Here is a 26124-nt window from a genome sequence, read left to right as displayed (position 1 = left end):
ACAGAACTAAAGGTTAAAATTCTTTATTCGGGCAGTAGGACGGAGGATCAAAATCAATCATTGGCAGACATAGCCATAGCCCAAATGGAAGCGAACAGGCATTGGCTCATGGATATGGATGTGCTGGTCCTTTGCCATCACGTGAATACCTCCCATGCTGAACATGTTTGTGCAAAAATAAGAAGAGAGCTTAATCTAATGGACGTGCTGCCTCTGGCACTCGGTCATTCCGGAAGCCTTGCGTTTCCTCATGCGCTTTCACTGCTGGAATGGCTGATGGCAGGCGGCACCTATCGCAAGGCGGTATGCGTTCTGGCGGATGATCACTTTGAACAGAGCAGTGTGATGTTGCCGGCTCAACCGGCCCCATTGTCCATCATTGAGATAATGCCGCAATCTTGAATCTACTGCTTAAGGGTTGTCAGCATACTCTGAATATGGCTTTCCATTAGCTGCCGGGCTGTTTCGCTTTGCCGTTCCTCGATGGCAATAGCAATCAGAACATGGTAATTGGAAGCCTTGGTCCGCATATTGGGCAGCGTATTGGTCTGCTTGCGTCCTTCGGCCAGCAAGGGAAGAATCGAATGGAGCATTCGCGCCACCACTGGATTCGCTGCCCCTTCGGCGATCAACTGATGAAAGGCGAGGTCTGTCTCGAAGAATGAGCCTCCTTCCTCCATTTGCCGCACCATACGATCAGCCAGTACCCGTAGCCGGCGGATCTGATCCTCATCGGCCCGCTTCGCGGCTAAAGCAGCAAGTTCAGGCTCAATGAGCAGTCTGGCTTCCAGCAGATCCACTATCGAAATGTTGTCTAATTCCTCTAAGGCAACCTCCGGATCATCCAATAGCAGCGGATCGTTTCGTACATACATCCCGCGCCCGTGCTCAATGCTGACATTCCCCTGGCTCTCTAATATTCGCAGCGCCTCACGTACGGTAGTGACGCTAACGGAAAAGTCAACGGCTAGCTGCTGCAGAGTGGGGAGCCGGTCTCCCGGAGCCCATTCCCCACCTGTAATTTTCTGCTTCATAAGCTCTATTGTAGCTTGAAACGCGGTTTGTTTAATCTGTTTCATGTTTAGCCGTCCCTTTGACTTGGAATAAAATCATTTTAGCATAAGAGCTTCGTGAGAATACATAGATAAGTCTGAGCATTGATTTAGTATTGACTAGTAAAGAACAAGATAATATGATCATACCGTATAGATCATATCTATATCAAACAATTAATGATAAAGATATGATCTTTATCAAGAGACTCTATTAGTGAAGAAGCAGAAGGAGGAGGGGCAATGGAGGTAGTCACCTTTGGGGAAACCATGGTACTTCTGGCACCGGACCGGATGGTTCCCCTGGAGTATGTGAACGGTTTTCACAAGCATGTTGCCGGAGCTGAGACCAATGTGGCCATTGGACTCGCCCGTATGGGGCATACCGCAGGCTGGTTCAGCAAGCTCGGAAATGATCCATTTGGACGGTATATCAGGCAGGTCGTAAGAGGACATGGCGTTGATATTTCCGAAGTCAGGGTTACAGATGAAGCGCCCACGGGAGTGTTCTTCAAAGAACAAATATCCCCGGACAAAATACAGGTGTACTACTATCGCAAACAATCGGCGGCCAGCCTGATGCAAGAGGATGAGCTTAATGAGGAATATCTTGGAGGTGCCCGCATCCTGCATGTTACAGGAATTACTCCGGCACTTAGCCCGGAGTGCAGGAAATTAACCTTTCGAGCCCTCGAAGCAGCCAAAAAACACGGTACCGCCATTGTGTTTGATCCCAATATCCGCTGGAAGCTGTGGAACAGAGAAGAGGCCTATCGTGTTCTTAACGAAATCGCGGCTCTGGCCGACTACGTGCTGCCCGGCATGGATGAAGGGCAGTTTCTGACAGGATGTAATGAGCCCGCTGAGGTCGCAGACCGATTGCTGACATCCGGAGCAGGTGCTGCCGTTATCAAGCTCGGCGCGGGCGGGGCTTATTACAGTAACGGACGAGTCTATGGAAATGAGCCCGGGTTTCCCGTGAAGAATCTCATTGATCCGATGGGTGCCGGAGACGGTTTTGCCGCAGGATTCATAAGCGGCTTGCTGCAGGGGCAGGACCTGCCTTCTGCCGTACGGCGCGGCAACGCTGTCGGTTCCATTGTTGTCGGGGTAAGTGGCGATGTGGAAGGTCTCCCGACTCGGCAGGATGTGGATTTTCTCTTGGCAGGGGGAACCGGCATGGAGGATATTATCCGGTAAGTGAGGGGCATTCCCAAGGAGGAGGAAGGACATGGACAAAGATATTCAGATTGAGCGGCTGATAACATCCGGACTGGTCGCCGTTATTCGCAGACCAGCACCTGAACGGGTGGATGCCATTGCCGCGGCACTGGCAGACGGCGGAGTCGGAGCGCTGGAGATTACAGCAGATACCCCGGAAGTGTACAGGTTGATCGCGGACATGAAGGCGAAATATGGAGATCGCCTGCTGGTTGGAGCCGGTACAGTACTGAAGCTGACGCAGGCCGAGCAGGCGATTGCCGCGGGAGCCGATTTTATTTTTTCACCAAATTTGAATGAGGCGATTGTAGGACTGACCTTGAAGCACGGGCGAATCTCCATTCCAGGTGTCATGACGCCCACAGAAGCTGTCAGAGGGCATGAAGCGGGTGCAGACCTGCTTAAGGTGTTCCCGGGCGGTTCACTGGGTGCCTCCTACATAAAGGAACTTCAGGGGCCCCTTGGTCATATCCGGATGATGCCGACAGGAGGCGTGACGCTGGAGAATATCGGAGCCTTCATTGCTGCCGGAGCCGTTGCCGTCGGTTTGGGAAGCGCTCTCATAGACCGGGAAGCAGTTGAGCAGGGCGACTATGGGAAGATCACAGAGACGGCCCGCCAATTTGCCAAGGAAGTCCGCAAGGCCAGAATGAACAACACCAAAGGAGCAAAATAGCCAATGAAAATAACCCGATTTGAGACCTTTATCGTTCCTCCCCGCTGGCTGTTTCTGAAGATTGAAACCGATGAAGGCATATCCGGCTGGGGGGAGCCGGTGGTCGAAGGCAAGGCGCATACGGTGCAGGCCGCAGTGGAAGAGCTGATGGATTATTTGATTGGGCAGGACCCCCAGCGGATTGAAGACCTATGGCAGCTGATGTACCGGGGAGGATTTTATCGTGGCGGGGCTATTCTAATGAGTGCGATAGCCGGGATTGATCAGGCGTTATGGGATATTAAAGGGAAAATCTACAATGCACCGGTATACCAGCTACTGGGCGGCGCTTGCCGCAATACCATGCGGGTATACTCCTGGGTAGGCGGAGACCGCCCAATAGATGTTGTCCAGGCGGCTCTGGAGAAGAAGGCTGCCGGTTTCACGGCGATTAAGATGAACGCCTCCGAAGAGATGCAGTTCATTGATACACATGACAAGATTTATGCTATCGTTGAGCGGGTCGCTGCCATTAGGGAGGCCTGCGGACCGGAATTCGGGATTGCTGTTGATTTTCACGGACGGCTTCACAAGCCAATGGCACGTGGACTGGCCAGAGAGCTGGACCCCTACCGTCTGATGTTCATTGAAGAGCCGGTGCTGCCGGAGAACAACGAAGTGCTGCGGGAGATCGCACATCACACCAGCACTCCGATCGCCACGGGTGAGCGTATGTACTCGCGCTGGGAATTTAAAAATCTGCTGAAGGATGGGGTAGTTGACATTATTCAGCCCGACCTGTCCCATGCAGGAGGGATCACGGAATGCAAGAAAATATTTGCCATGGCCGAGGCGTTCGATGTCGCGGTCGCTCCGCATTGCCCGCTTGGGCCGATCGCTCTAGCCGCCTGTCTTCAGGTGGATGCAACGTCTTACAATGCGGTCATTCAGGAACAAAGCCTAGGCATCCATTATAATCAAGGAAATGACCTGCTGGATTATATCACCGATCCGGCTGTCTTTGCCTACAGTGACGGTCATGTCCATATTCCTTCCGGACCGGGTCTTGGCATTACAGTGAACGAGGAGTATGTGCGGAAGATGGCGGAGGCAGGCCACCGTTGGAGGAATCCGGTATGGCGGCACCGCGACGGCAGTATTGCTGAGTGGTAAGGCCCGTATCTAAGAATGTAAAGTGAACTGCCTGTGATTACTCATATTTGACGTGCACTGGACACGCTCCATATAATGAAGAGACTAGAGTGACAGGGGGAAATCGAATGGGAGCATGGGGAGTCAATGCATTGGAAAGTGATGAAGGGCTGGATCTGGTGGCAGCGATCGAGGACTTGCTTCCTCGTGACACGTTGGATTTGGGTGAGTTGATGACGAAATTTGGTGAGGATGATTTCCTTTATGATGGAACAGTGCTCGCCCTCGCGGAGCTGTATATCGAGTTTCAAGAGAATGGCAGTTTGGATTACGATCATGAGGAGGAAGAACGCGCCTTGACGCAAGTACGGGCGTTCACGGCCGATCCTTCCACACTGAAGGCTTTGCTGGAGCATTTGAACGTGATTTGGACTGACATTGAGGGGGAGTGTGAGGGCGATTTGGCGGAACTGTGGCGGGAATCGTCAAGCTGGGACGAATGGCGGGCACATGTGCAGCAGCTCATTTCCAAGTTGGAAGCGCGGCTGGCCAAAGATTAGTAATAGGATGATTGAATGTAAACAAAAGCGCTGCAATCCGAATGATAGGGTTGCGGCGCTTTTGTTTAGCTGATTTTCCGCTGCTGGGATATTGATGGATGCCTGGCATTATCTGCTTAGCATTATTATCGTCCTGCATATCAGTTTGAGGGCACTTTGGACGAGGAAGACTGGAGCTGTATCATACCCGCCATGTGACGGAGATACGTAATAATGCAAGGCACCCTACATTGACTTTGTAAGGTGCCTTGCATTTTTCCATCTATTCTTCATATTAACCGTCAGTCCTGCTATGATGTGCACATGTCCTGTAAGGGGTAACGTTCAAGCGGTTTTATTATGCTGATCCGCGGGACGATAACGATTCGGCAAGATAAACCGTTCGTTCGTCTGGCTTATCGTACTCTATGACAGTGCATATAAGAAATTGGAGGTTTCACTTTGAAACATTCTACCTTACCTTTATTGTAAGCGATTACACGATAAGTCGATGTATTTTATAATGAAACACCAATCATGAAGCTGGTATTTTTCAATTATTGCAAGGGGGGCACATCATGGTAACTCAGTTTATAAAGAGACATACGTCCTTGTTGATTTTCGGCAAACGCTTCATGAAATACGGTCTTATATTGGCCATTCTTATGTTAATGATCATTCCGCTATATTTCAAATCCTATACGCTAGCCAAGCAACTGACTCTGGATAAAAGCGAATCCAAGCTGCTTGACGGCGTGGAATCCATGGAGCAGCAGGTGCTGCGGGCCCAAACCATTACCAGCCTGCTGCTCCAGGAGGAATCGTTCATGCATTTGTTTTTTCTAAAGGGTGTTCCGTCCAGCGGATACTACATGGATATCAAAGTGTTACAGAGCAAATTAAAAAGCCTGGCGCTGACCCAGGATATGTATTCAAACGTATATATCCGCTTCAAGGACAATCCGGTATTTATCTCCAACTATATTTCATCGGACGACTATGAAGATGTGTATGCCCGTTACTACCGGTACGGAAATCTCTCGGCGGAAGAGTGGCAGGACCGGCTGTTCGGCGAGAACTACACAATGAAGCTATTTCCGGCTAAGGAGGTATTCTCTTCTTACTACAGCCGCAAGCCGTTCGACGGCATTACGGCCGTCATTAACAATTCCTATTTCAACGCCATTGAGCAAAAAAGCGTCCTGGCCATCGACATGGACCGTGAGGACCTTGTGGGTAAACTGCTGTATGCCGATCAGACGGATGATCATTTCGTCTACATTGTGGGCAGCGAAGGCCGTATTTTATTCTCCCATAATTACGAAACCGATGATCCGTTGGAAACGGCGGAGACGCTTGCCGAAATTGAGATTTCGGGCGGCAAATATATCTTGCTTACACGTTCAAGCGAACGGCTGGGGCTTCAGGTCGTAGTCGGCATCCCGGCCGGAGCTTTCGAGGAGAACGTTAATTCCTTGCTCGAACTTGTAGTACTCTACGTCGGGGCGGGAATGGCACTTACCATGCTTCTGGCATTCCTTTTTTCGATGAGGGAGACGAACGCTTTGAAGAAGCTGGTAGAGACGGCGGCAAAGTCGACCCAAAGAGGCTTTACGCTCCGCAACGAATTCGAGTACCTTGACAACGCCTTTACCGAGATTCATACGAGGAGCGAGCAGCAGCAAGGGCGGATCGAAGCATTAAACGATTCCATTAAATATTCTATTGCCAAGCATATGCTAATTCTGGGTGCCTTTACGGAGCGGGAAAAGGAAGAAGCGGAAAGCTATTTCGGCTCCGCCTTCGAGCGGTTTTGTGTGGTGAAAGCTGTATACAAGGTGGACGGCCCCCATGCAAGACTCAAGGCTGTGCAGCACAATATCGGACTGCAGTTGGAGGAACGGTTTAACGCCGTCATGCGCCATCGTCCGCTTGCGCTCAATTTTCATGCCAACGAAACGGTTTTTATACTGTTTTTTGATCCAGTGGAAAATGCGGTAGGGCGTTCAGATATCAAAGTCCGGTTGTCAGAGCTTATCCGGTCGCTCAATGCCGAATCGTCGCTGGCGGTGACCGTAAGCATCGGCGTCAGCGAAATCATATCCGGTCCAGAGCAGGCCAAAGCAGCTTATCAGCAAGCAAAATACGCCCTAGGTATTAATGAAAACGAGGTAGCCAGCGGGGTGTATCTATTTGAACTTCCTTCTGATGAGTCCGATACTCGTCCGTCTTTCGACAATGCCGTGCTGCTGAAGCTGCACGATGCCCTGATCGCTGGGGAGACAAGCCTGGTATCGCAAATATTGGAGGATTGTTTTGGACTTCTGGCCGACTACTCCCTAACGGAGCAGGAGCAGCTGCAGATCTTTTTCTCTGTCCGGCAGACGGTGTTCAGCGCCCATAAGGTGATCGGCGGAGACAAGAGCAGTCCCGATGGACAAGCGCTGACGATTCCGGCTTACGACCAGTCGCAGGATATTATCCGGCTAGCTGACCGCCTGCGGAGGACCGCATTCGATTTATGCGACATCGTCATAGGCAACAAGAAGAGCAACAACAACAGGCTGAAGTCCGACATTTTAAATTATATCGGGGCGCATTACGGAGATGCCGGCCTTTCTGCCGGCGGGATCGCCAGCGAACTGCTTATTTCCGAGAAATATGTCTTTTCCTTTGTCAAGGAGCAGACCGGTAAAAGTCTGGGCAAATATATCGAAGAAATCCGGCTGTTAAACGCGGAGCAACTGCTTTTAACCACTTATTATTCCAACAATCGGATTTGGAAGCTGTGCGGCTTTGGCAGCGAAAATACATTCTACCGGGCTTTCTCTAAAAAGCATGGTGTAACGCCAACCGTTTGGCGGGAAAACCAGAGCAATCTTACTGACTGACAATGGAGAGAGAATTACCAGCCCCTCTGATCTAACCCGGTGACAGTGTATAGGAGAAGTAACGGTTTTCACGGTGGAGACAGGGGGAATACAATCAACCTGTAAGCGATTACAAAATATTGTGGATCACACGATCACAAAAGGGAGGAATACCATTTGACCCAACAGATCAGAAAAGAACGGAAGGCGCTGTCGGCAGGTTTGCTAGTTCTTCCTATGCTGGGAGCGCTGCTCTCGGCTTGCTCGCAAGGCAATCAACAGGCAAACGAGAGCGGAGCGGGAGGACGCCCTGTCATTACGGTTGCCGTTCAGGCTAATCCGAATGTAGAGGACTATGAAACGAACCATTATACGAAGCTTGTGGAAGATGCGATGAACGTCGATCTCAAGTTTCTGGAGCTGCCCAGCCAAGCGGAAGAAGCGTTGACCAAGCTTTCGCTGATGGTCTCCTCAGGAGCGGAACTGCCGGATGTCGTCAACATTTATTTAAATGAATCGACGGTCTTCGATTATGCTGCCAAAGGCGTGTTCATCCCCCAGGACGATTATTTGAATGATCCGGAGCTCGCTGTCAATTTCAATAAAATACCGGATAAAGAATTCGTTCGCAGTTCGATGAAGCTGCCAGATGGCAAGGTGTACGCACTACCCAGATACTCCCCGCAAAAATGGAATGAAGGCTCCAACCGGGCCTGGATCAACAGCGAATGGCTGGAGAAATTGAATCTGGAAATGCCGAAAACGACAGATGACCTGTACAATGTCCTGAAAGCGTTTGTAGAGCAGGACCCGAACGGAAACGGCAAGAAGGACGAAGTTGGTTTTGTCGGCTCGCTGAACGGCTGGTCGCAGAACCCTCGCATCTATTTAATGAATGCCTTTATTTATGCAGATCCGGGCAAGAGCTACATGAATGTGAAAGATGGCCGGATCTTCCCGGCTTTCACTCAGCCAGAATGGAAGGAAGGACTGGAGTATATGAACAAGCTGGTTAAAGACGGCCTGTTCTCACCCTTGTCCTTCACCCAGGACGAAACCCAGATGAAGGCGCTTATCAACGTGCCAGGAGGCATGGCTGGTGTTGTTACGGCCGGCAGCTACAGTACATTCGGTCCGGAACTGGAAAATAAAATGACGCTGCTTCCTCCGGTCAAAGGTCCTTCCAGCCTGGCGGCGACTCCGTACAGTCCCTCTCTGCCAACCCAGTTGTGGTTCATCACGAAGGACGCGAAGGATCCGGAGCTTGCCTTCAAGGTCGGCGATTATATGCTAAACCCTGAGCTGTCTATCGTCAGCCGTTACGGCGAGAAGGGCGTCGACTGGAGCGATGATCCAGTCGTTGTCGCCGAGTTTGTCGGCCCGTTTGAAGAATTGGAAGGAGTGCCTGCAGCCGTTGCTGAACTGAATCCATCCATTTGGAACAACCCGCAAAATAAACACTGGAACGATGCCAATCCCGCTTACCGTTCGCTGGAACTGGGGAAAACGGTATCCAATCTCAAGAAGGATGCGGACGATGCACTGCCCAACTGGAGACCTGCATTTGAAGAAGGGTATGTACCGGCTTTCCCGGAAGAAGTCATCGTCAAGCTGAGCTATATGCCGGAAGAGTTGAAGCAAATCGCCAACAGCAAAACGGCGATCGACAACTACGTCAACGAAAGTGCCGTTGCCTTCATCACTGGCAACCGTCCGCTGTCCCAGTGGGATGATTATATTGCCGAGCTGAATAAAATGGGGATTGAGCAGTATTTGGAAGTCACTCAAGCCGCCTATGATCGGTCGAAGTAGCCATGCGGGCATCTATATTTAATTGGCTGAAAAAAGAAGTTTTTCCGAGCTGGCAGCTGTACCTGTTTCTCATTCCGGCCACCGTGTACATCATCATTTTTGCTTATGTGCCAATGGCAGGCGTTCAGATTGCCTTTAAAAACTTCAATTTCAATCTGGGAATCTGGGGCAGTGAATGGATCGGATTGGACAATTTTAGGCGGTTCTTCGATTCCTATCAGTTTACAACCCTTATTTGGAACACCATTAGCCTGTCCGTATACAGTTTGCTGATTTCCTTTCCGTTGCCGATTCTGTTTGCCCTGGTGCTTAATTCATTTACGGGGCAGAAATTTAAAAAACTCGTACAATCCGTTTCTTATATGCCGCATTTTATTTCAACGGTTGTCATCGTCGGCATGCTGGTTCAGCTATTCAATCCGCGCACAGGTGCTTTTGGAGCGCTGTATACGTTCTTTAGCGGTGAATTACTGGCGGACGCTTTCGCCAATCCGGGCGCTTTCCAGCACTTGTATGTCTGGTCCGGCATATGGCAGGGCATCGGCTGGAGCAGCATCATTTACATCGCCGCCTTATCATCCGTTGATGAGCATTTGCACGAGGCCGCTCAAATCGACGGCGCTTCGCGTCTGCAGCGCGTGCGGCATATCGATTTTCCGTCCATTTTGCCTACGGCTACCATCATGCTGATCCTTGCGGTCGGCAATATCATGGAGGTTGGATTTGAGAAGGTGTTCCTCATGCAGAATGAATTGAATATTTCGAAAAGCGAAGTTATCTCCACTTATGTATATAAGGTAGGGTTGACTATCGGCTCAGGCGATTTCTCGTTTGCGACTGCGATTGGGTTGTTCAATTCACTCATCAACTTTGTGCTGTTGATTATGGTGAACTACGCCGCCAAGAAATTCAGCGATACCAGCCTATGGTAAGGAGGGGACCGGCAATGGGCCAGACCAAATTTTCAACGCATCCAACTTCCGATAAAATGTACTACATTATTTCCGGCTTTATTTTGACTTTTATCTTAATCGCTGTGTCCTATCCGCTTATTTACGTGCTGTCGGCTTCCTTCTCTTCCGGCAATGCCGTATCGTCCGGCCAGGTTCTGCTCTGGCCTGTCGATTTCAGTCTGGAAGGTTATGAAGCTGTATTCAAAAACAAGGATATCGTCAGAGCATACGGCAACACGTTTCTGTATACCATTCTGGGAACGCTGGTGAATGTCACTGTCGTTATGACCTGCGCCTACGCGCTTTCCAGACCAGGGCTGAAGGGCAGAGGCGGCTTTATGTTTCTGTTCACGTTCACGATGTTTTTCAGCGGCGGCCTGATTCCGTTCTATATACTAATGAAAGACCTCCATCTGATCAACACCATGTGGGCGATGGTGCTTCCGGGCGCGCTTTCCGTGTACAACATGATTATAGCGCGAACCTTCATCCAGTCATCCATTCCGGGAGAACTGATCGAAGCAACCAGCATCGACGGCTGCAGTGATGCGCGCTTTTTCTTCTCCTTCGTACTTCCGCTGTCCAAAGCCGTCATCGCGGTCATCACGCTGTTCTCGGCGGTGGGCCACTGGAACGCCTATTTCAATGCTTTGATGTATCTGAATGACCGCTCGCTGTACCCGCTGCAAATTATTTTGCGGGAAATTCTGATCATGAACCAGGTCGATGTCAGCATGATTATGGACCCTGAACTGCAGGTGGCCAAAGCACAGGCGGCGGCAGTGCTGAAGTACTCCCTAATTGTCGTGGCGACGGTTCCCATTTTATGCGTGTACCCGTTCATTCAGAAATATTTTGTCAAAGGCGTGATGATCGGTTCCCTGAAGGGCTAGTTCTCCCAAAGAAACAGGCAAGGGGTTGAGTCAAAGGAAATGAGTCCATTAAGAGATTCGCAGCCGCTTTCCGGCGCCGATCTGTTTGCATATATCGACGCGATGGAACGGCCAGCGGCTTTCGAGCCAACTGGTTTCTCCAAGGATATCTATCTTGATCTGATGGAAGGGTCGATTCAGGAATACGGGCTGGAGCAGGCAGACAAGAGCTGGGGGACGGACCCGCAGGGGTGTCCTGAGGATCTCCAGACCTATTGCCGGGTTGTCTCTGTTCTGGCAGGGTTGATGGCGGGCGGACGCAAGCTTGAGCTTTTTCCGCTATGGGAGAGCATGATGGAAACGGGCTGCCGGGAACTGCCGCGAACGACGGGCAATCAGATGGCCGATTTCAGTACCAAGGAGCTGATGCTGGCCTATAAGGCGATGAAGCCGCATGTTTCCGCAGAACAATCCCTGAAATGGAAAAATGAATTAGCCCGCATTGAGCCTGCGGTCAATTACGTTTATACGCTGGCTTCCGTTTCCGGACCTGAACGGCTGCATAATATCAACATTTACAACATGGCCGGCGAGTATTTGCGCGAAACGGAGGGAATGGCAAGTGCCGCTGGTTATTTGGCCGAGCATTGGCCGGTGCAGCTGCAGAAATTCGACAGGAACGGAATGTATATGGACCCGGGCTGTCCGCTGTTGTATGATCTGGCGGCCCGCTGCCACATCCAGCTGATGCTCGCGGCCGGGTACCGGGGAGCGTTTCATGAAGAATTGAACCGCAAGCTGGCGGCCGGCGGAATGATGACCTTGTTCATGCAGTCCGCCGCCGGTCATTTTCCCTATGGAGGGCGCAGCAGCCAGTTCCAGTTCAATGAAGCGCTGGCGGCGGCGTGCGCGGAATTTGAAGCCGTGCGGTACCGGCGGCAGGGCAGGCTCAAGCTGGCTGGCGCTTTCAAACGAAGCGCAAGACTGTCGGCGCAGGCTATCTTGCGCTTTGTCCGTGATATTACGCCCCCACGCCATATCAAAAATTACTACGCCATCCGTTCCGGTTACGGGACGGAATCCTACGCGTATTATGACAAGTATATGATTACGCTAGGCAGCTTCGCTTATATGGCCTATTTGTTCGCCGACGATGATATTGCCGAAGAGCCTTGTCCTGCCGAAAGCGGGGGATATGTGCTGGCAACCTCGGAGCACTTCCACAAAGTGTTTGCCTCTGCCGGAGGCCAATCCGTGCAATTGGATACTGCCGCCGATCACCATTATGACTCCACGGGACTGGGAAGATATCACCGTCAGGGTGTTCCCGTGGAACTGGCCTTGTCCAGCCCGCTGTGTGCTGCGCCTGAATACCGGTTGCCCGGAGGGGTCCGGTCCCTGAACGCTGCGATTGGTCCTGGCTGGGAGCGGCAGGACGGGACAGCGGTATATCTGGCAGATTTGAGCGAGGGGCTGGGGCTTGAACTTCATGTCATCCGGCAAGACAGCGGCCGCGTGGAGTTCCGGATCACCTATCGCGGGCAGGGGCTGCCGGAAGACGAGAGGGTGACGGAAAGATACGCTTTGTCGGATGATGGTTTGGAGATTGTTGCTGAGCTTGCCGTGCAGGATTCGGGACCGATTCTTTACCGCGTGCCGCTGTTCTGCAGTAATGGACAGGAACGGAGCACGATAACGGCGGGACGGCATGCCGTAAATGTCGTGTTGGGCCCCTTCCGCTATACAGTTAGCGCAACCGGCTGCTGCTTCGAGATAGAGGAAGAACACTGCGGAAACCGGAACGGGGAGTACCGTCTGGCCGTGATCCGGTCGCCCGGCCCATCCTTGAGTCTTCGGCTTAAATTATGGACGGAAGAGGAACAGGCGAGAGGCCTGAACGAACAAGAGAAAGACTAAATATACCGGGTAGACTAGAAGCTGGCATATTCGCCAGCTTTTTTTCTTTATGTAAAGTAGCGTAGATGGTGAGTTTGGGTTTGGAATATTGTTGTTCTCGGCCAAGTGGTCAAGAAATTCACCTAAAAGGTCATGCAAATGGCCTTAAAGCAAATGCCAAACGGCAGGTACAATGAGAATACCACACGGATAAGACATAATGACTAAGGGTAAAGGAGGTATCCTATGGATTCAGATTTGGCAGCGGCGGATCGGCAGCCCGAGAACCATCCCCTTCGTACGGTAAAGCCGGAGCGGTTTCAGGCCTTGAAAAAGTACTGGGACTTATACCTGATTATGCTGCCGGGACTCGCGTATTTTATCATTTTTAAATATGTGCCAATGGGGGGCATCATCGTTGCCTTTCAGGATTTCAGCGCCTTTGCCGGCATCCGCGGCAGCGAATGGGTGGGACTTGCGCATTTTAAAAATATGTTTACAGACAGCGAGTTTTACACGGTATTCAAAAATACGCTGCTGATCAGTTTGTACAAGCTGATCTGGGGATTTCCGGGTCCGATCATCCTGGCCTTGATGCTGAATGAAGTCCGGCACATGCTGTATAAGCGCGGGGTCCAGACGCTTGTCTATTTACCGCATTTTCTGTCCTGGGTCATCATCGGAGGCATTCTTATCAACGTGCTGTCCCCGGCAACGGGGATCGTCAATCAGTTTCTGGGTATGCTCGGTTTGGAGCCGATCTTCTTCCTGGGCAGTCAGGAATGGTTCAGAACGGTGCTTGTGGTCAGCGATATCTGGAAAGAAGCGGGATGGGGGGCCATCATCTATCTGGCTGCGCTGGCATCAATCGATCCACAAATCTACGAGGCTGCTGTCGTAGACGGCGCGGGCAAATGGAAGCAACTGATCCACGTCACCCTGCCATCGTTGCTCGGGACCATCGTGATCCTGTTCGTACTGCGCTTGGGGAGCGTTCTGGATGTCGGGTTTGAACAGATCTTTGTGCTCTACAATCCGCTGGTATACAATGTGGCCGATGTTATCGAGACTTATGTATACCGGACTGGAATTACGCAGGGCCAATTTAGCTTTACTACCGCTGTCGGGTTGTTCAAATCGGTCATCAGTCTGATATTGGTCGTCCTCGCCAACAAAGCCGCCAGAAAGCTTGGCCAGGACAGCTTATGGTAGAGGGGGTGAATCTATGAGACTTACTAGGGGGGAACATCTGGCATCGAGGCTTAATTACCTGGCCCTGGGTTTCATTGCATTGCTTGCGCTTCTCCCATTCCTGCATATCGTGGCCCAGTCTTTCAGCAGTCATCAGGCGATAACATCCGGCAGGGTGACTTTATGGCCGGTGGATTTCAGTTTCGAAGCGTATGTGAAGGTATTGAGCGAACAGGCCTTTGTGAATGCCTTCAAGGTCAGTTTACTGCGCACGGTCATCGGCACGCTGTTGAATGTGGTCATCACTTGTATGCTGGCCTATCCGCTGTCCAAGGCTTATATTAAAGGACGATCAGCCATCATGTTCCTGATTGTGTTCACGATGCTGTTTAACGGGGGCATGATTCCAACCTTTCTGGTCGTGAAAGCGACCGGGCTGCTGAATTCCTTCTGGGTCTATATCATTCCTGGAGCGGTTAGCGCGTTCAATGTTATTATTATGAGAAATTTCTTTCAAGGCGTGCCGCCCGAATTGGAGGAATCAGCCAAGATTGACGGCTCCTCCAATATCGGAACGCTCATCCGGATTGTCGTTCCGTTATCCATGCCGGTCATTGCAACGATTACCTTATTCCATGCCGTCGGACATTGGAACGCCTTCTTTGATACCGTCCTGTATGTGACGGACCGGAATCTTTTCCCGCTGCAGGTGTATCTGCGTGAGCTGATCATGTTCAATCAATCGAACATCAGCAATAACAACGGGTACGCCGCCAATATCGACAGCACCCTGCTGGCCTTGGAGTCCTTGAAGGCTGCGGCGCTGATTGCCAGCACGGTTCCGATCCTGATCGTGTATCCGTTTCTGCAGAAGCATTTTGTCAAAGGGATTATGCTTGGATCGGTAAAAGGCTAGAACTGCATGTAACATGAAAAAAGAGAGGGGATTGTTATATGAAAGTCTCAATCTTCGTAAAAAGATCCGTATCCATCCTGGCGGTGACCTCCATGCTGCTGGTGTCTGCGTGTTCATCCGGCACGAAGGAGGAAGGAGCCGAAGGGAAGGAAGAACGCCAGGCCATTGATATCGTATTAAGCAATGCCGGACGGAAGTTCCCGCCGGGCATGGACGAGAACAATAATCCTTATATTGATTACATCCGCGAGAACACGGACCTGGACATCAAGCTGATCACGCCTCCTGCGGACGGTTACGGGGATGCCCTGAACGTGATTATGGCCTCCGATGATCTGCCGGATATGCTCCTGTCCTATGACGCCAATTGGTTCGAAAGCTATGTCCGGCAGAAAGCCCTTACCCCTCTGAATGATTTAATCGACGCATACGGACCGAATCTGAAGAAAAGTATCCCGGAGGAAGCCTGGAAGGTCGTCACCGTGGACGGAAAGATCTATGCGATTCCCAGCCTGAACCCGATCCCGGGCAATGAAATCATGTTTGCACGCAAAGATTGGCTGGACCGTCTGGGGCTCAAACCGCCGACAACGCTGGAAGAATACAAACAGGTGATTCGCGCTTTTGCGCAGGATGATCCGGACGGAAACGGCAAAGACGATACGTTTGGCCTGATCCTGCAGGAAAACCTCGGAAGAACAGCTCCGTTTATCGGGGCATGGGGAATTCAGCGGGGCCAATGGACTAAGCGGGACGGGCAACTGGTGAATTCCAGCACACTGCCGGAAATGAAGGAAGCACTAAGCTATCTTGCCGATCTCTATCAGGAAAAGCTGATTGATCCCGAGTGGGCTTTAAATAAGATGGCTAATGTTGACGAGAAAGTCGCCAGCGGCAAAGTGGGCCTGTTCTCCGGGAACTGGTATGATACCCGCGGCCCGATCCTGACCAACCAGAAAAATGATCCCAATGCAGAGTGGATTACCCTCGAATATCCAACCGGACCTGACGGGAAGCAGGGAACCTGGGGCAACAGCTATGTTGCCGGGTTTAATGTGATACCGATTACGAGCAAACATCCGGAGGCTGTCATCAAGATGCTTGATTTCATGATCGGAGACGGATACCGCACACTCATGCTCGGATTTGAGGGCGAGGTATGGAATATGGAGGACGGGAAGGTGGTTACGAACTTTGATGAGCACAACAAGCATATTTACCGGCTAACGCTCGGAGAAGCGATTGTACCATTCGATTCTGAAGTATCCAGAGAACGTCTGGACTCGCTCGGTATGGAGTTTAAGCTGAACGAGATTGTCAACAAGATTAACGAGGTTGCCATCCGGAATCAATATCTGGGCGTACCTACACCTGGAATGGGTAAATACGCGCCTAAGCTGTCCAAAATGGAGGTCGAAGCCTTCACGAAAATCATCATAGGCCAGCAGCCGGTAGACAGTTTTGATCAATTTGTTGAAGACTGGAAGAAAAACGGCGGCGAGGAAATGACGAAGGAAGTCAACGGGCAATGAACAGGACGGATAACGGGGTCTAAGCTATAATGAAGGCATGCATGAATCGTGGAGGAATCGTATGAAGTGGCTGACGCAATTCCGCAGCGTTTTGAAGCAGTCGATTCAGTTTAGGCTAACCTGTTATTTTCTTCTCATCCTGCTGCCCCTGGTGGCGTTCAGCATGTTTGCCAATGTAAAGTCTCAGCGGATTTTGGAGCAGGAGCTTGGCGAGCGCACGCTCAGTGCCATGAACTCTGCTTTGGAGTTTGTTGACCTGACCTTAAAGAGCATCCATAATCTGTCCACCTTAATCGCAACCGATACCAATTTATCCACCCTGCTGTCTCATCAGGAGAAGACCCTGACCTCCGGGGCGATTATGGACTTCACGCGTGTCATGGAAGAGATTACGAATATAACCATGGTCAATGAATATTTAAGCGACGCCATGATTTATCATCGTCCCTCCAACTCGCTGATCGCAACCAAGCTCGGGCTGCTGCACCGGGAATCCCAAAACCCTGAACCATGGTACGATGAGGCTCTGAAGGCAAATGGCGCAAGCATATACTACTTGTCAGAACGCCATGAAGAAAATTTGTCTGGACACCCGGATCCTATCTATAACCGGAATCAGCTCATTATGATGAGGCTTCTGGATTTCTATCGCGCCGAAAAAGGCGAAAATGTCCTCATGCTGTCGATTTCGAAGAATCAGTTGCTCCGCTCGTTGTCCCATTTGCTGGCGAACAGCAGCTCCAAGGTCTATCTGTTTGATGCCCGGGAGCGGTTGATCGTATCGAATGCTTCTGCAGAAACGTTGTCTTTCGAATGGAGGGACGTCCAGCCAGGCAGTGTTGTTGTCCGGGAAACCCCGGAAACGGATGAGAAAAATTTGATTCTGCGGGTGACTTCTCCCCGAAGCGGATGGTCGCTGCTGCTGATCCAGCCCGAGCGTGAGATTTACAATAAGTCGAGGCCGCTGCAAATTTTTGCGTACTGCATTATTGCACTCAGCGTCGTGCTTGCCGTCTGGATTGCCTGGTTTATCTACAGCGGAATTGCTTCTCCGATATCAAGACTTGTGTCCGGCATGCGGCAGCTGCGTAAAGGCAATCTGAATATCAGGCTGGAGAACGGGCGGCAGGATGAGTTGGGGTATTTAACGGATGCTTTCAACGAAACGGCGAGTCAGCAGCGTCATCTGATCAAAGATATCTATGAGCAACAGCTCAGAATGACCAAGACGGAGCTCAAATTTCTGCAGGCTCAGATTAATCCCCACTTCCTGTACAACACGCTGGATTCGATTTATTGGACGGCCAAAAATTATGAAGCGGAAGAGATCAGTACGATGGTGCTCAACTTGTCGAACTTCTTCAGGCTCAGTTTGAGCAAAGGGCAGGAGTCGTTTACAGTGGAGGAAACGTTCAAGCACCTTCATTACTATATTCGAATTCAGCAAATCCGTTTTGCCGACCGGTTTACGGTGGGGTACTGCGCTTCCGAGGATAGCCATCATTTGCATATTTTGAAGCTGCTGCTTCAGCCACTGGTTGAGAATGCCATATTGCATGGATTGGAGAAACGGAAAAAAGGCGGAGCATTAAGCATTCAAACCGTTGTGTCTAATGACCGGCTGATCATCCAGGTAACCGATAATGGAAGAGGGATTCCAGGGCCGAGGCTTATGCGGATTCAACAGGCCTTGGCAAGAATCAGGTTCGGGGATTACACGACCCCTCCCGAAAAGAACTCCGAGTTTTTTGCGCTGCTCAATGTCCAGGCTCGAATCGCCATTTACTATGGGGAGACGGCGGAATTGAAGATCGTCAGCGAGGAAGGGAACGGAACGACGGCGGTCATCGATTTACCGGCAGACCGCTGCCGGGAGGAGAGAGGGGAATCGGAGCATGAATCTCATGATTGTTGAAGATGAAATTCGAATTTTGAATAGTCTGGCCAACAATATACCGTGGAATGAGCATGGCATCGAAGTGGTAGCGCTTGCCGAGAACGGCTTAGAAGCACTGTCCATGATCGAGCGCAGGAAGCCGGATATCGTGCTGCTCGATATCGAGATGCCGGAGATGGACGGGTTGACCTTAGCGAAAACGGTGCTGCAGCAGGAAACGCACATGAAATTCGTGATTTTAAGCGGCCATGACGATTTCCCGTATGCGCAGGCTGCTGTGGGGCTTGGCGTCATGAAGTACTTGCTGAAGCCGGCCGGAGACGATGAAATTTTGAAGGCTATTCTTGCGGCTGCGGAAGAAATTCGTGAGGAACTGATGGAAAAGCACAGCATGATTGAGCTGCAGCGGAAATGGCATGACCGCCTGCCTCAGCTCCAGGATGATTTTTATAGAAACTGGATACAGGGCCGGTATGCGGACTGGGAGCTCAAGAAGCATATGGAGGAGCTGAATCTGGAGCTTGCCCTCTATACTTGGTTTGCTGTAGCCGTATGTGAAGTCGATCCGATTCACGGGCAAGGAGAACGATTTACGTCTTCGGATCAAGCGTTGCTGCAGTTTTCGCTGGAATGCATAGCGGCTGAATGTTTACAGCATGAAAGCTGCCGGGTCTTTAATGATGCGGACGGAGCAACCGTGCTGCTCTTTTTGGGACAACCGGAAGAATCGGTTCCAGATATCATCCAGCGGATCAATGTTCACGTTCCCCGTCTCTTCAACATTGTTAAAGAGTGTCTGAAGCTTACAGCCAGCGCCGGACTCGGGACCCCAGGCTCATGGGACCATGTTTCGCTGTCCTACCGGCAGGCACGCCGTGCGCTGCAGGAGCGGGCCATTTACGGCAATGAGGTGTTCGTTCCTTACCTGGATGTAACCAACAAGGAGCAGCCGTTTCATTATGACGCTGAGTTCGAAAAGCAGCTGGAGATTGCGGTTCATACGGATCACGCGGCAGCGGTTGCTGAGCTGATAGACTGCTATTTCAAAGACGTATACTCCCAGGCAGTCTCAACCCCAAAGGTATACGAGCATTTGCTGTATTTGAGCAGCTTATTTACACGTATGATTCAATCGCGGGGCTGGTCGATGCAGGAGGTGCTGCAAGAGGATTATTCGATGTTTCTGTCCTTTGAATCCCTGCTCTCCAAAGAGCAAATCGTGGAATGGTCCAAAAGAGTGGCCAGCCGCATTACCCAATACCGGGAACGCGAGCGAAAGCATTCAAGCCATCGGCTCGTTAAACAAATGATCGAGGCCGTGGAGGAAATGCTGGGGAAAGAAGAACTGACTTTGCACACGCTGGCCGAAAGATTATATGTCAATCCCTCTTACCTTAGCCGGCTGTTTAAGCGGGAGGAAGGGAAATCCATTTCAGAATATCTCCTGAAGCGGAGTATGGAGCATGCCAAAGAGCTCTTACACAGCGGCGTTAAGGTGTATGATGCAGCAGAAGCGGCGGGATATCGTGATGTCAGCTATTTTGCCAGAGTGTTTCGTAAATATTGGGGCGTAGCCCCGAGTGAATTAAAAAAACAAGAGCGTTCAGTCTCACCGCGTTTGATGTAAATTAAAGCTGCAATGGAAGAAATCAGGTGGAGGTGGTCAGAATGACCGATATGGCACTAACCCTTAAAATACCCGAGCGCGATATTCCTGTCTACACGGAAGTGGATGTTGTCGTTGCCGGAGGAGGGCCGTCAGGAGTAGCGGCAGCGCTCGCAGCGGCAAGAAACGGGGCATCCGTATTGCTGATAGAGCAAAGAGGATACCTGGGCGGCATGGCGACGGTCTCTCAGGTTCCTGCATTTTGCCCGTATACCGATCAGATCAAGCCGGTAATCCGCGGGATTGGGCTGGAAATTCTGCTTGATATGAAGAGCAAGATGGATGAGAGGTTTCAGGAAGCATGGAAGGACCGGCTGGATTGGGTGCCGATTGATGCGGAAATTCTAAAGCGCCTATTGGACGAGAAGATGATGGAGGCTGGCGTTAAAGTGCTGTATCATACGTTCGTCGGTCAAGTTCTTGGGCAGGACGGCATCATTGAAGCGGCGGTCATTAACAACAAGACCGGAACCCAGGCGGTGAAGGGGAAGATATACATTGATGCAACGAGCGATGCGGATCTCACCTATCTTGCGGGCGGGCAGTTCGCCAAAGGTGGAGATGATGGAGAGCTGCAGCCGGGGACGATGTGCTTCGTTCTGAATAACCTGGACCGGAACAAATTTCTCTCAAGTGTTGAGACGCACAGTCACGATCTGAAACATGCGATCAACAAGGCGAAGAGTGAAGGGCGGTTGCGCGTCGCAAGAGATTGGGCCGGTATTTCCTGGCTAAATGATCATACGGCAGGCTTCAATTTTGGGCATGTATTCGGGATTGACGGTTCAAATACGGATGATCTGACCCGCGGAGCAATCGAAGGCCGCGCGCTTGTTGAACACATTACCGGTTGGCTAAGGGAAGCGATTCCCGGATTCGAAAACGCTTTCCTGACGTTGACGGGCGAACAGATCGGCATTCGGGAAACCCGCCGGATCATCGGCGATTATATCGTCACCGCCGACGATTTTCTGGCGTGCCGTTCGTTCCCTGACGATATTGCCCGAAATGCCTACTTTATTGATATTCATATGGCAAAGCCTACGAGCGGCATGACGATGGTACGTCTATCGCCGGGAGAGTCGCACGGCATTCCTTATCGCGCCTTGCTTCCGGCCGGTATTCAGAACGTAATCGTAGCCGGCAGAGCGATATCAACCGATAGAGCGGCCCAAGGCTCCACCCGGGTCATGCCGAATTGCTTTGCAATGGGCGAAGCCTCCGGTACGGCCGCGGCGATTCTGGCCGAGACAGGCACGCGGGAAACGCGCAGTATCGACATCACTGAGCTGCAACGCAGACTTATCCACCAAGGCGCATGGTTAGGAGAGCAGATCAATGAGCGGCACTAGGAACAAGTGGAAACGGCTTTGCCGTCCTTTTAAAGGACGGTACCCGTTTCAGCGAGAAATAGAAGGATAAGTTATCGTGTGAAACATATAAATTCTTATATTTATAAAAAGGCTGAGCCCAAAGTCATATTCTTGACTTAGGCTCAGCCTTTTAAAGCTGTTTCTAACCCGTTAATCGGGGCGGTTATTTACACGCGTTACGTCTATTCGGATCCAGAACGAGGAAATCCTCTGGAAGCTCGAACAGCTTGTCAACCAGTTCGTCCATGCCGGATTCCAGCTTGAACTCCATTTCCTCCCTGTAAAGCGGAACCAGGAAATAAACCTGAACCTGATTGCCATCTTTCGTATGGCCGGTGCTAACCTCTTCCGGCAGAGCATACAGGATCACGCCGGACAGCCCGGTGTTAGACGCATATGGCTCGTAATCCTCAGTGTTGGGAATCGTATGGCCGTATCCAAGCCACGTCTGATACATATGCGGGAACCGGGCAAGCATCTTCATCAGCCGGATGGGCCAGTAGTTCTCCTCTGATTCAAAGTCCTCCTGTGTAAGCGGCCAGTCCGCCGGCAAAAACATCATCAGCTCCGCGCGTTCCAGATGCTTATACTCTTCACGGATCTCCTGTGGGAGGGTCATCGGCAGATCGCTCATCCCATTGGTATACAGCACCCGGTATGGCTCATCAGGTGTAGCTTCCATAATATTCACATCAATATGTACGATGTCTGAAATCAGCTCATGGAACACGCCGGTTTCCCGGTTGGGAAAGACCCGATTAAAATGTTCGTTTAATTCTTCCATGTACAAAATATTGGAGGGAGGTGTAATCTGCTGCTCATCCTGAGCATCATAACCATAAATGGTGGTACCGTCTTCCGATTTGCCCATTTCATTGCCGCCAAACAGTTTTTTGAAAAAGTTTATGTCTTTGCGCTCCTCTGTGTGAGTTAAAGTGCGAAATGAAAATAGATGGTTTTAAACCTCATTTGAAAGTATAACAAAAGGCATAGTCCCGGAGCGATGGGTCTATCGATTCGAATTACAAATGTCGATAATATTATGTAGTCCAATAGGAGAAGGGAAACAATGCAAGTTTATAAGAGGCAACCCTATTGAATCATCAATTCAAAAAGGAAAGTTGAGGTTTTCGTGTGAAAAAGAAGTTAATCAGTTTCATGGCTGCTGCCCTGGTGTTTGCAAATGTTGGTGGGGTGGCGGCTGCTAAGAATTATGATTCCTTGCCACAAGCGGTTTGGACTCAAACACCGAATGAAGATTACATAGCGATTCAACCAGAGAGTTTTTATGTACCAGGACAAGAAACGCTGTACTTACATGTTGGAGAAGAAATATTCTCTGAGACAAAAGCTTGGTCACCTGATACAATCCGAGCCGTAGATCCCAAAACCGGAAAGGTGAAATGGGTATTCTCGTTTGCAAAAGCAGGATACGGATGGCCAAGTACAGAATATCCTTTTGCTTATGCACCAGACGGTACGGTATACGCCTATTTCTCCTTTCCAGGAGTTCTTTATTCTGTGAGCCCTGCAGGGAAGGAAAATTGGAGTAAGCTCGTAGGACAAAATCTAGGAGCATTTGACGGCAAGTTATACCGCATGAGTGACGGAAACTTAATTATTGCAGGTCAGAAATCGGATACAATCGGTGCAGAAACGGTACAACTGCTATCTTTCGATAAAAATGGTAAGCAGAAAGCCAGTAAGGTGGTATCCGGAAAGTTAACTACTGTGTCGAAGAACCAAATCGCCATAGAGATGTTAACCAAGCAGGGCAATGCTCAAAAAGTTGAAGTGTACAACTCTTCCTTACAGCGTTCATTCCAATACACATTCCCAAAGGGAGCAGGAGTAAGTTTTTATACTGCTTTTGCACTAGACGATGGTACTTTTGTGTTTTCAGTACATCAAGCAAATACGCAGAAACTTATAGCTTTATCTCCAAAAGGCTCCGCTATCTGGGGAAGAACAATCGATCCACTTGGGTTTGCTTTCCAAGCCGGGGATCATTACATGGTATTTAATCCTAAAACCAAAAAATTAAGCTTGTTCAGTCAGAAGGGTTTAGTAAAGGATAGAGTACTATCGAATTTTAATATGCCTGAGGGGGACGGTCTGCCAACAGCAAAGAAAACGGTAGAAGGAAACCTGTATGTCGATTTGCTTACCTCCCAGTATATTTTAGATGCAAAAACGTTGGCCTCTATTCACGAATTTAATGGAATAAAAGGGTCTATATTGGACTATCGTGAGAATAGTGTCTTAGTATACGACTGGAATGAGGATAGGATCTCAAAGCATATATTGAAATAAAGTTTTAAAAAATCGGATATGATTTTCAAGACGCTTTCAGAATATTTATCTGTTAGCGGCTTTTTTGGTGAACTATGAGAGTTATAGGCTGGCGAAGACAGTCGGGTGATTCAGGTGACCTGTGCTACTCCTTAATAAAGTCAGCCATCAATTCATGTCAGTAAAAAAACGACCCCCTTCTACATTAAAGTGCACCCCTTATAGTCGACATTGGATAAACACCTGGTGTTTATGCTGATGAAAACTATAGGGGGTGCTTTTCGTTATGAGATACGGCTGCAATGACAAGAAAGGACTATTTACTACAAGAGAAGGAAAAGCGTCATTATGTGGCGAAAATACCTAAAGAAGTAAAAAAATCTCATGGGAAAGGAGACCCCATGTTCATTGTTAATAAAGAACATTATGATCAGCATGAACTGGAACGTCGAATAAACGCGATATACGCATTATTGGGTTCCTCTGTTTGGAAGGAACGGCGGACAGCTGTATGCATGAAGGAACCGGCGAATATTCTGGCCGCCACGGAGCTGATTATCAGGAATGAGGGTTCGGTGCTTCTGATCAACGGCGATACCCCGATTGAAAGCGCTCTCCGGCAAGCCGAAGACGCAGGCTGTTCGGGTCTGCTGACCGACGCAGGAGGCAGCGCCGTCTTTCACCCTCTACACTCACGCCTGGATCGGATGAATGGGGAGCCGTCCTTGCTTCAATTCAGCTCCGGCACGACCGGCGCTCCCAAGCTAGTTGAACGGTCTTGGTCTCATGTGCAAATGGAAATCGAGGCCTACAACAAGATGCTGCCCTGCAGCGGGGAGGATCAACCGGTCATTCTGGTGCCCGTGTCCCATTCCTTCGGATTAATCACAGGCACGCTTTCCGCACTTAAGCGCGGAGTCAAGCCGGTTATCGTGACGGACAAGAACCCCAAGTTCGCCCTGCATCTCATGCAGCAGCATGATCGCCATGTGGTGTATGCGGTGCCCTTTCTCTTTCAAATTCTGCTCAGCCTGATGAGAGAGAAGGTGCTGCTTAGAAAGATGGTATCCTCTGGCTCTCCGATGTCTGCAGAACTGCTGAACAGGCTTGGAGGTGCAGGTGTGGAGGTGATCCAGCAATACGGGTGCTCTGAGGCGGGCTGCATCTCGCTTGGCGACCGGCCCTCCGGTTCTACGGATGCCGGGATGTTGCTGGAGCATATGGTAATGGAAAGGCCCGGAACCCGGGAGCAGCCGGATGAAATAATCATTGCCACAGGCGGACGCCGGATTCCTACCGGAGATATGGGATATTGGTTGGGCGGCAGGCTTCATGTTCTGTGCCGGATGGATGATCTGATTAATGTGTCAGGACTGAAGGTAGCTCCCTCCGAGGTGGAGGATGTCATCCAGAGGCTGGACGGCGTTCAGGAAGCTGTCGTGCACAAGGCTCCGCATCCCGTCTGGGGGGAAGCTGTCAAAGCTCGAATCGTCCGGAAGGGCGATGCGCTGTCACAGGAGGAGGTGAAGAGGTGGTGCGCGCGGTTTCTGCCTGCTTATAAAGTTCCGGGCTTTATTGCTTTTACGGAGGACATTCCGAAGACGAGTACAGGGAAGGTTATGCGAAAACAATTGGTAGAAGAGGAGTATGATATTCATGGATAAGGAACAAACGGTATCTCAATTGAGGCAGCTCATGTCCGAACAATTGGAGCTCTCTCTCCCGGACGTCATTAAAGAGGAAGATCGGCTGTACGAAGACTTAAACGTAGATTCGATCATGGTACTCCAATTGGTGGTATACATCGAGGAAGTGTTCAACGTAACTGTGCCTGAGGAGGAGATGGATCCTGCCGTCTTCCAAACGGTCGGTTCTTTAGTCGATTTCATCCACGCCCTTAAGGGGGAGCACATCCCCTCAACAAGTCAAATCTTAAGATCATAGAAAAGGATGGATATGATGATTAACGTGAATGAACAGGATATCATACAATTCGTGATTGACCGGGTGGCCGGTTTGACCTCCAGACCGGAGCTGGCGGAGGAATTGAATGGGGACGCCCCGCTAGAGGATGCAGGCGTGGATTCGGTGCTGCTGGTCAACCTGATGATACAGATTGAACAGCAGTACGACATTTTTTACGAGGACGACGAGCTTCTGCAGGAGAACTTCGCCACCGCGCGCTTGATCTCACAACGCATATTGGCCAAACGGGCCGTTAAAACCGGGGTTTGA

General features: G+C 50.4%; 22 protein-coding genes. 20 read left to right on the top strand and 2 right to left on the bottom strand.

The genetic code is table 11. From position 1 onward, the window contains the following. Positions 1 to 84 precede the first annotated feature (84 nt). Positions 85 to 402 (top strand): hypothetical protein, encoded by a 318-nt coding sequence (locus tag HQN87_RS20540; protein ID WP_216857384.1) that lies wholly within the window; start codon positions 85 to 87, stop codon positions 400 to 402. Positions 403 to 404: 2 nt separating this feature from the next. Here HQN87_RS20540 and HQN87_RS20535 read toward each other — a convergent pair whose 3' ends face one another. Continuing rightward, entirely contained in the window at positions 405 to 1079 is a 675-nt protein-coding gene (locus HQN87_RS20535) for a FadR/GntR family transcriptional regulator (protein ID WP_173137142.1), read from the bottom strand. A gap of 216 nt (positions 1080 to 1295) precedes the next feature. Here HQN87_RS20535 and HQN87_RS20530 point away from each other — a divergent pair, with 216 nt between their 5' ends. The 15 genes from HQN87_RS20530 (at position 1296) to HQN87_RS20460 (ending at position 21576) form a co-directional block, all read left to right on the top strand. After that, entirely contained in the window at positions 1296 to 2252 is a 957-nt protein-coding gene (locus HQN87_RS20530) for a sugar kinase (protein ID WP_173137140.1), read from the top strand. Positions 2253 to 2283: 31 nt separating this feature from the next. Further along, positions 2284 to 2949: a bifunctional 4-hydroxy-2-oxoglutarate aldolase/2-dehydro-3-deoxy-phosphogluconate aldolase gene (locus HQN87_RS20525; protein ID WP_173137138.1), complete on the top strand. Its 666-nt coding sequence runs from the start codon at positions 2284 to 2286 to the stop codon at positions 2947 to 2949. Between the two features lie 3 nt (positions 2950 to 2952). Next, positions 2953 to 4101, top strand: a complete 1149-nt coding sequence (dgoD, locus tag HQN87_RS20520) for a galactonate dehydratase (protein WP_173137137.1) — start codon at positions 2953 to 2955, stop codon at positions 4099 to 4101. Between the two features lie 107 nt (positions 4102 to 4208). Continuing rightward, a complete protein-coding gene (locus HQN87_RS20515) occupies positions 4209 to 4640 on the top strand; it encodes a DUF4259 domain-containing protein (RefSeq protein ID WP_173137135.1) in 432 nt (143 codons plus the stop codon). Positions 4641 to 5197: 557 nt separating this feature from the next. Next, the gene (locus HQN87_RS20510; RefSeq protein ID WP_173137134.1) at positions 5198 to 7510 is read left to right on the top strand and encodes a helix-turn-helix domain-containing protein; all 2313 of its coding nucleotides are present in this window, start codon (positions 5198 to 5200) and stop codon (positions 7508 to 7510) included. 156 nt (positions 7511 to 7666) lie between these two features. Next, entirely contained in the window at positions 7667 to 9301 is a 1635-nt protein-coding gene (locus HQN87_RS20505) for an extracellular solute-binding protein (RefSeq protein WP_173137133.1), read from the top strand. A 2-nt stretch (positions 9302 to 9303) separates the two neighbouring features. Then, positions 9304 to 10233, top strand: a complete 930-nt coding sequence (locus HQN87_RS20500) for an ABC transporter permease (protein ID WP_173137132.1) — start codon at positions 9304 to 9306, stop codon at positions 10231 to 10233. Positions 10234 to 10247: 14 nt separating this feature from the next. Beyond that, the gene (locus HQN87_RS20495; protein ID WP_173137131.1) at positions 10248 to 11147 is read left to right on the top strand and encodes a carbohydrate ABC transporter permease; all 900 of its coding nucleotides are present in this window, start codon (positions 10248 to 10250) and stop codon (positions 11145 to 11147) included. Positions 11148 to 11186: 39 nt separating this feature from the next. After that, complete coding sequence (locus tag HQN87_RS20490) at positions 11187 to 13043, top strand: hypothetical protein (RefSeq protein ID WP_173137130.1); 1857 nt, start codon at positions 11187 to 11189, stop codon at positions 13041 to 13043. 225 nt (positions 13044 to 13268) lie between these two features. Further along, complete coding sequence (locus HQN87_RS20485; protein ID WP_173137129.1) at positions 13269 to 14234, top strand: ABC transporter permease; 966 nt, start codon at positions 13269 to 13271, stop codon at positions 14232 to 14234. A 13-nt stretch (positions 14235 to 14247) separates the two neighbouring features. Beyond that, positions 14248 to 15129: a carbohydrate ABC transporter permease gene (locus HQN87_RS20480; protein WP_173137127.1), complete on the top strand. Its 882-nt coding sequence runs from the start codon at positions 14248 to 14250 to the stop codon at positions 15127 to 15129. A 38-nt stretch (positions 15130 to 15167) separates the two neighbouring features. After that, positions 15168 to 16661, top strand: coding sequence for an extracellular solute-binding protein (locus HQN87_RS20475; protein WP_173137125.1), 1494 nt, complete (start codon positions 15168 to 15170; stop codon positions 16659 to 16661). Positions 16662 to 16722: 61 nt separating this feature from the next. Then, positions 16723 to 18576 carry a sensor histidine kinase gene (locus HQN87_RS20470; protein WP_173137123.1) on the top strand — a complete coding sequence of 618 codons (1854 nt, stop codon included), beginning with the start codon at positions 16723 to 16725 and terminating at the stop codon, positions 18574 to 18576. Continuing rightward, entirely contained in the window at positions 18557 to 20185 is a 1629-nt protein-coding gene (locus HQN87_RS20465) for a response regulator transcription factor (RefSeq protein ID WP_173137121.1), read from the top strand. Before HQN87_RS20470 ends, HQN87_RS20465 begins: the two co-directional genes overlap by 20 nt. Positions 20186 to 20226: 41 nt before the next feature. Further along, positions 20227 to 21576 carry an FAD-dependent oxidoreductase gene (locus tag HQN87_RS20460; RefSeq protein ID WP_254075583.1) on the top strand — a complete coding sequence of 450 codons (1350 nt, stop codon included), beginning with the start codon at positions 20227 to 20229 and terminating at the stop codon, positions 21574 to 21576. A 184-nt stretch (positions 21577 to 21760) separates the two neighbouring features. Here HQN87_RS20460 and HQN87_RS20455 read toward each other — a convergent pair whose 3' ends face one another. Next, positions 21761 to 22504, bottom strand: a complete 744-nt coding sequence (locus HQN87_RS20455) for a suppressor of fused domain protein (RefSeq protein WP_173137452.1) — start codon at positions 22502 to 22504, stop codon at positions 21761 to 21763. 227 nt (positions 22505 to 22731) lie between these two features. On the opposite strand from HQN87_RS20455, the gene HQN87_RS20450 reads away from it, so the two are divergent. The 4 genes from HQN87_RS20450 (at position 22732) to HQN87_RS20435 (ending at position 26124) form a co-directional block, all read left to right on the top strand. Next, positions 22732 to 23910 (top strand): hypothetical protein, encoded by a 1179-nt coding sequence (locus HQN87_RS20450; RefSeq protein WP_173137119.1) that lies wholly within the window; start codon positions 22732 to 22734, stop codon positions 23908 to 23910. A gap of 494 nt (positions 23911 to 24404) precedes the next feature. Further along, a complete protein-coding gene (locus HQN87_RS20445; RefSeq protein ID WP_173137117.1) occupies positions 24405 to 25553 on the top strand; it encodes an AMP-binding protein in 1149 nt (382 codons plus the stop codon). Continuing rightward, a complete protein-coding gene (locus HQN87_RS20440; RefSeq protein WP_173137115.1) occupies positions 25546 to 25833 on the top strand; it encodes a phosphopantetheine-binding protein in 288 nt (95 codons plus the stop codon). Before HQN87_RS20445 ends, HQN87_RS20440 begins: the two co-directional genes overlap by 8 nt. Positions 25834 to 25845: 12 nt before the next feature. Then, positions 25846 to 26124 carry an acyl carrier protein gene (locus HQN87_RS20435; protein ID WP_173137113.1) on the top strand — a complete coding sequence of 93 codons (279 nt, stop codon included), beginning with the start codon at positions 25846 to 25848 and terminating at the stop codon, positions 26122 to 26124.

It is taken from the genome of Paenibacillus tritici, from assembly GCF_013204885.1.
In the GTDB taxonomy this organism is placed as follows: domain Bacteria; phylum Bacillota; class Bacilli; order Paenibacillales; family Paenibacillaceae; genus Paenibacillus_AQ; species Paenibacillus_AQ tritici.
Note: the sequence above shows the minus strand (reverse complement) of the source record. Positions and strands in the feature narration are given on the sequence as shown.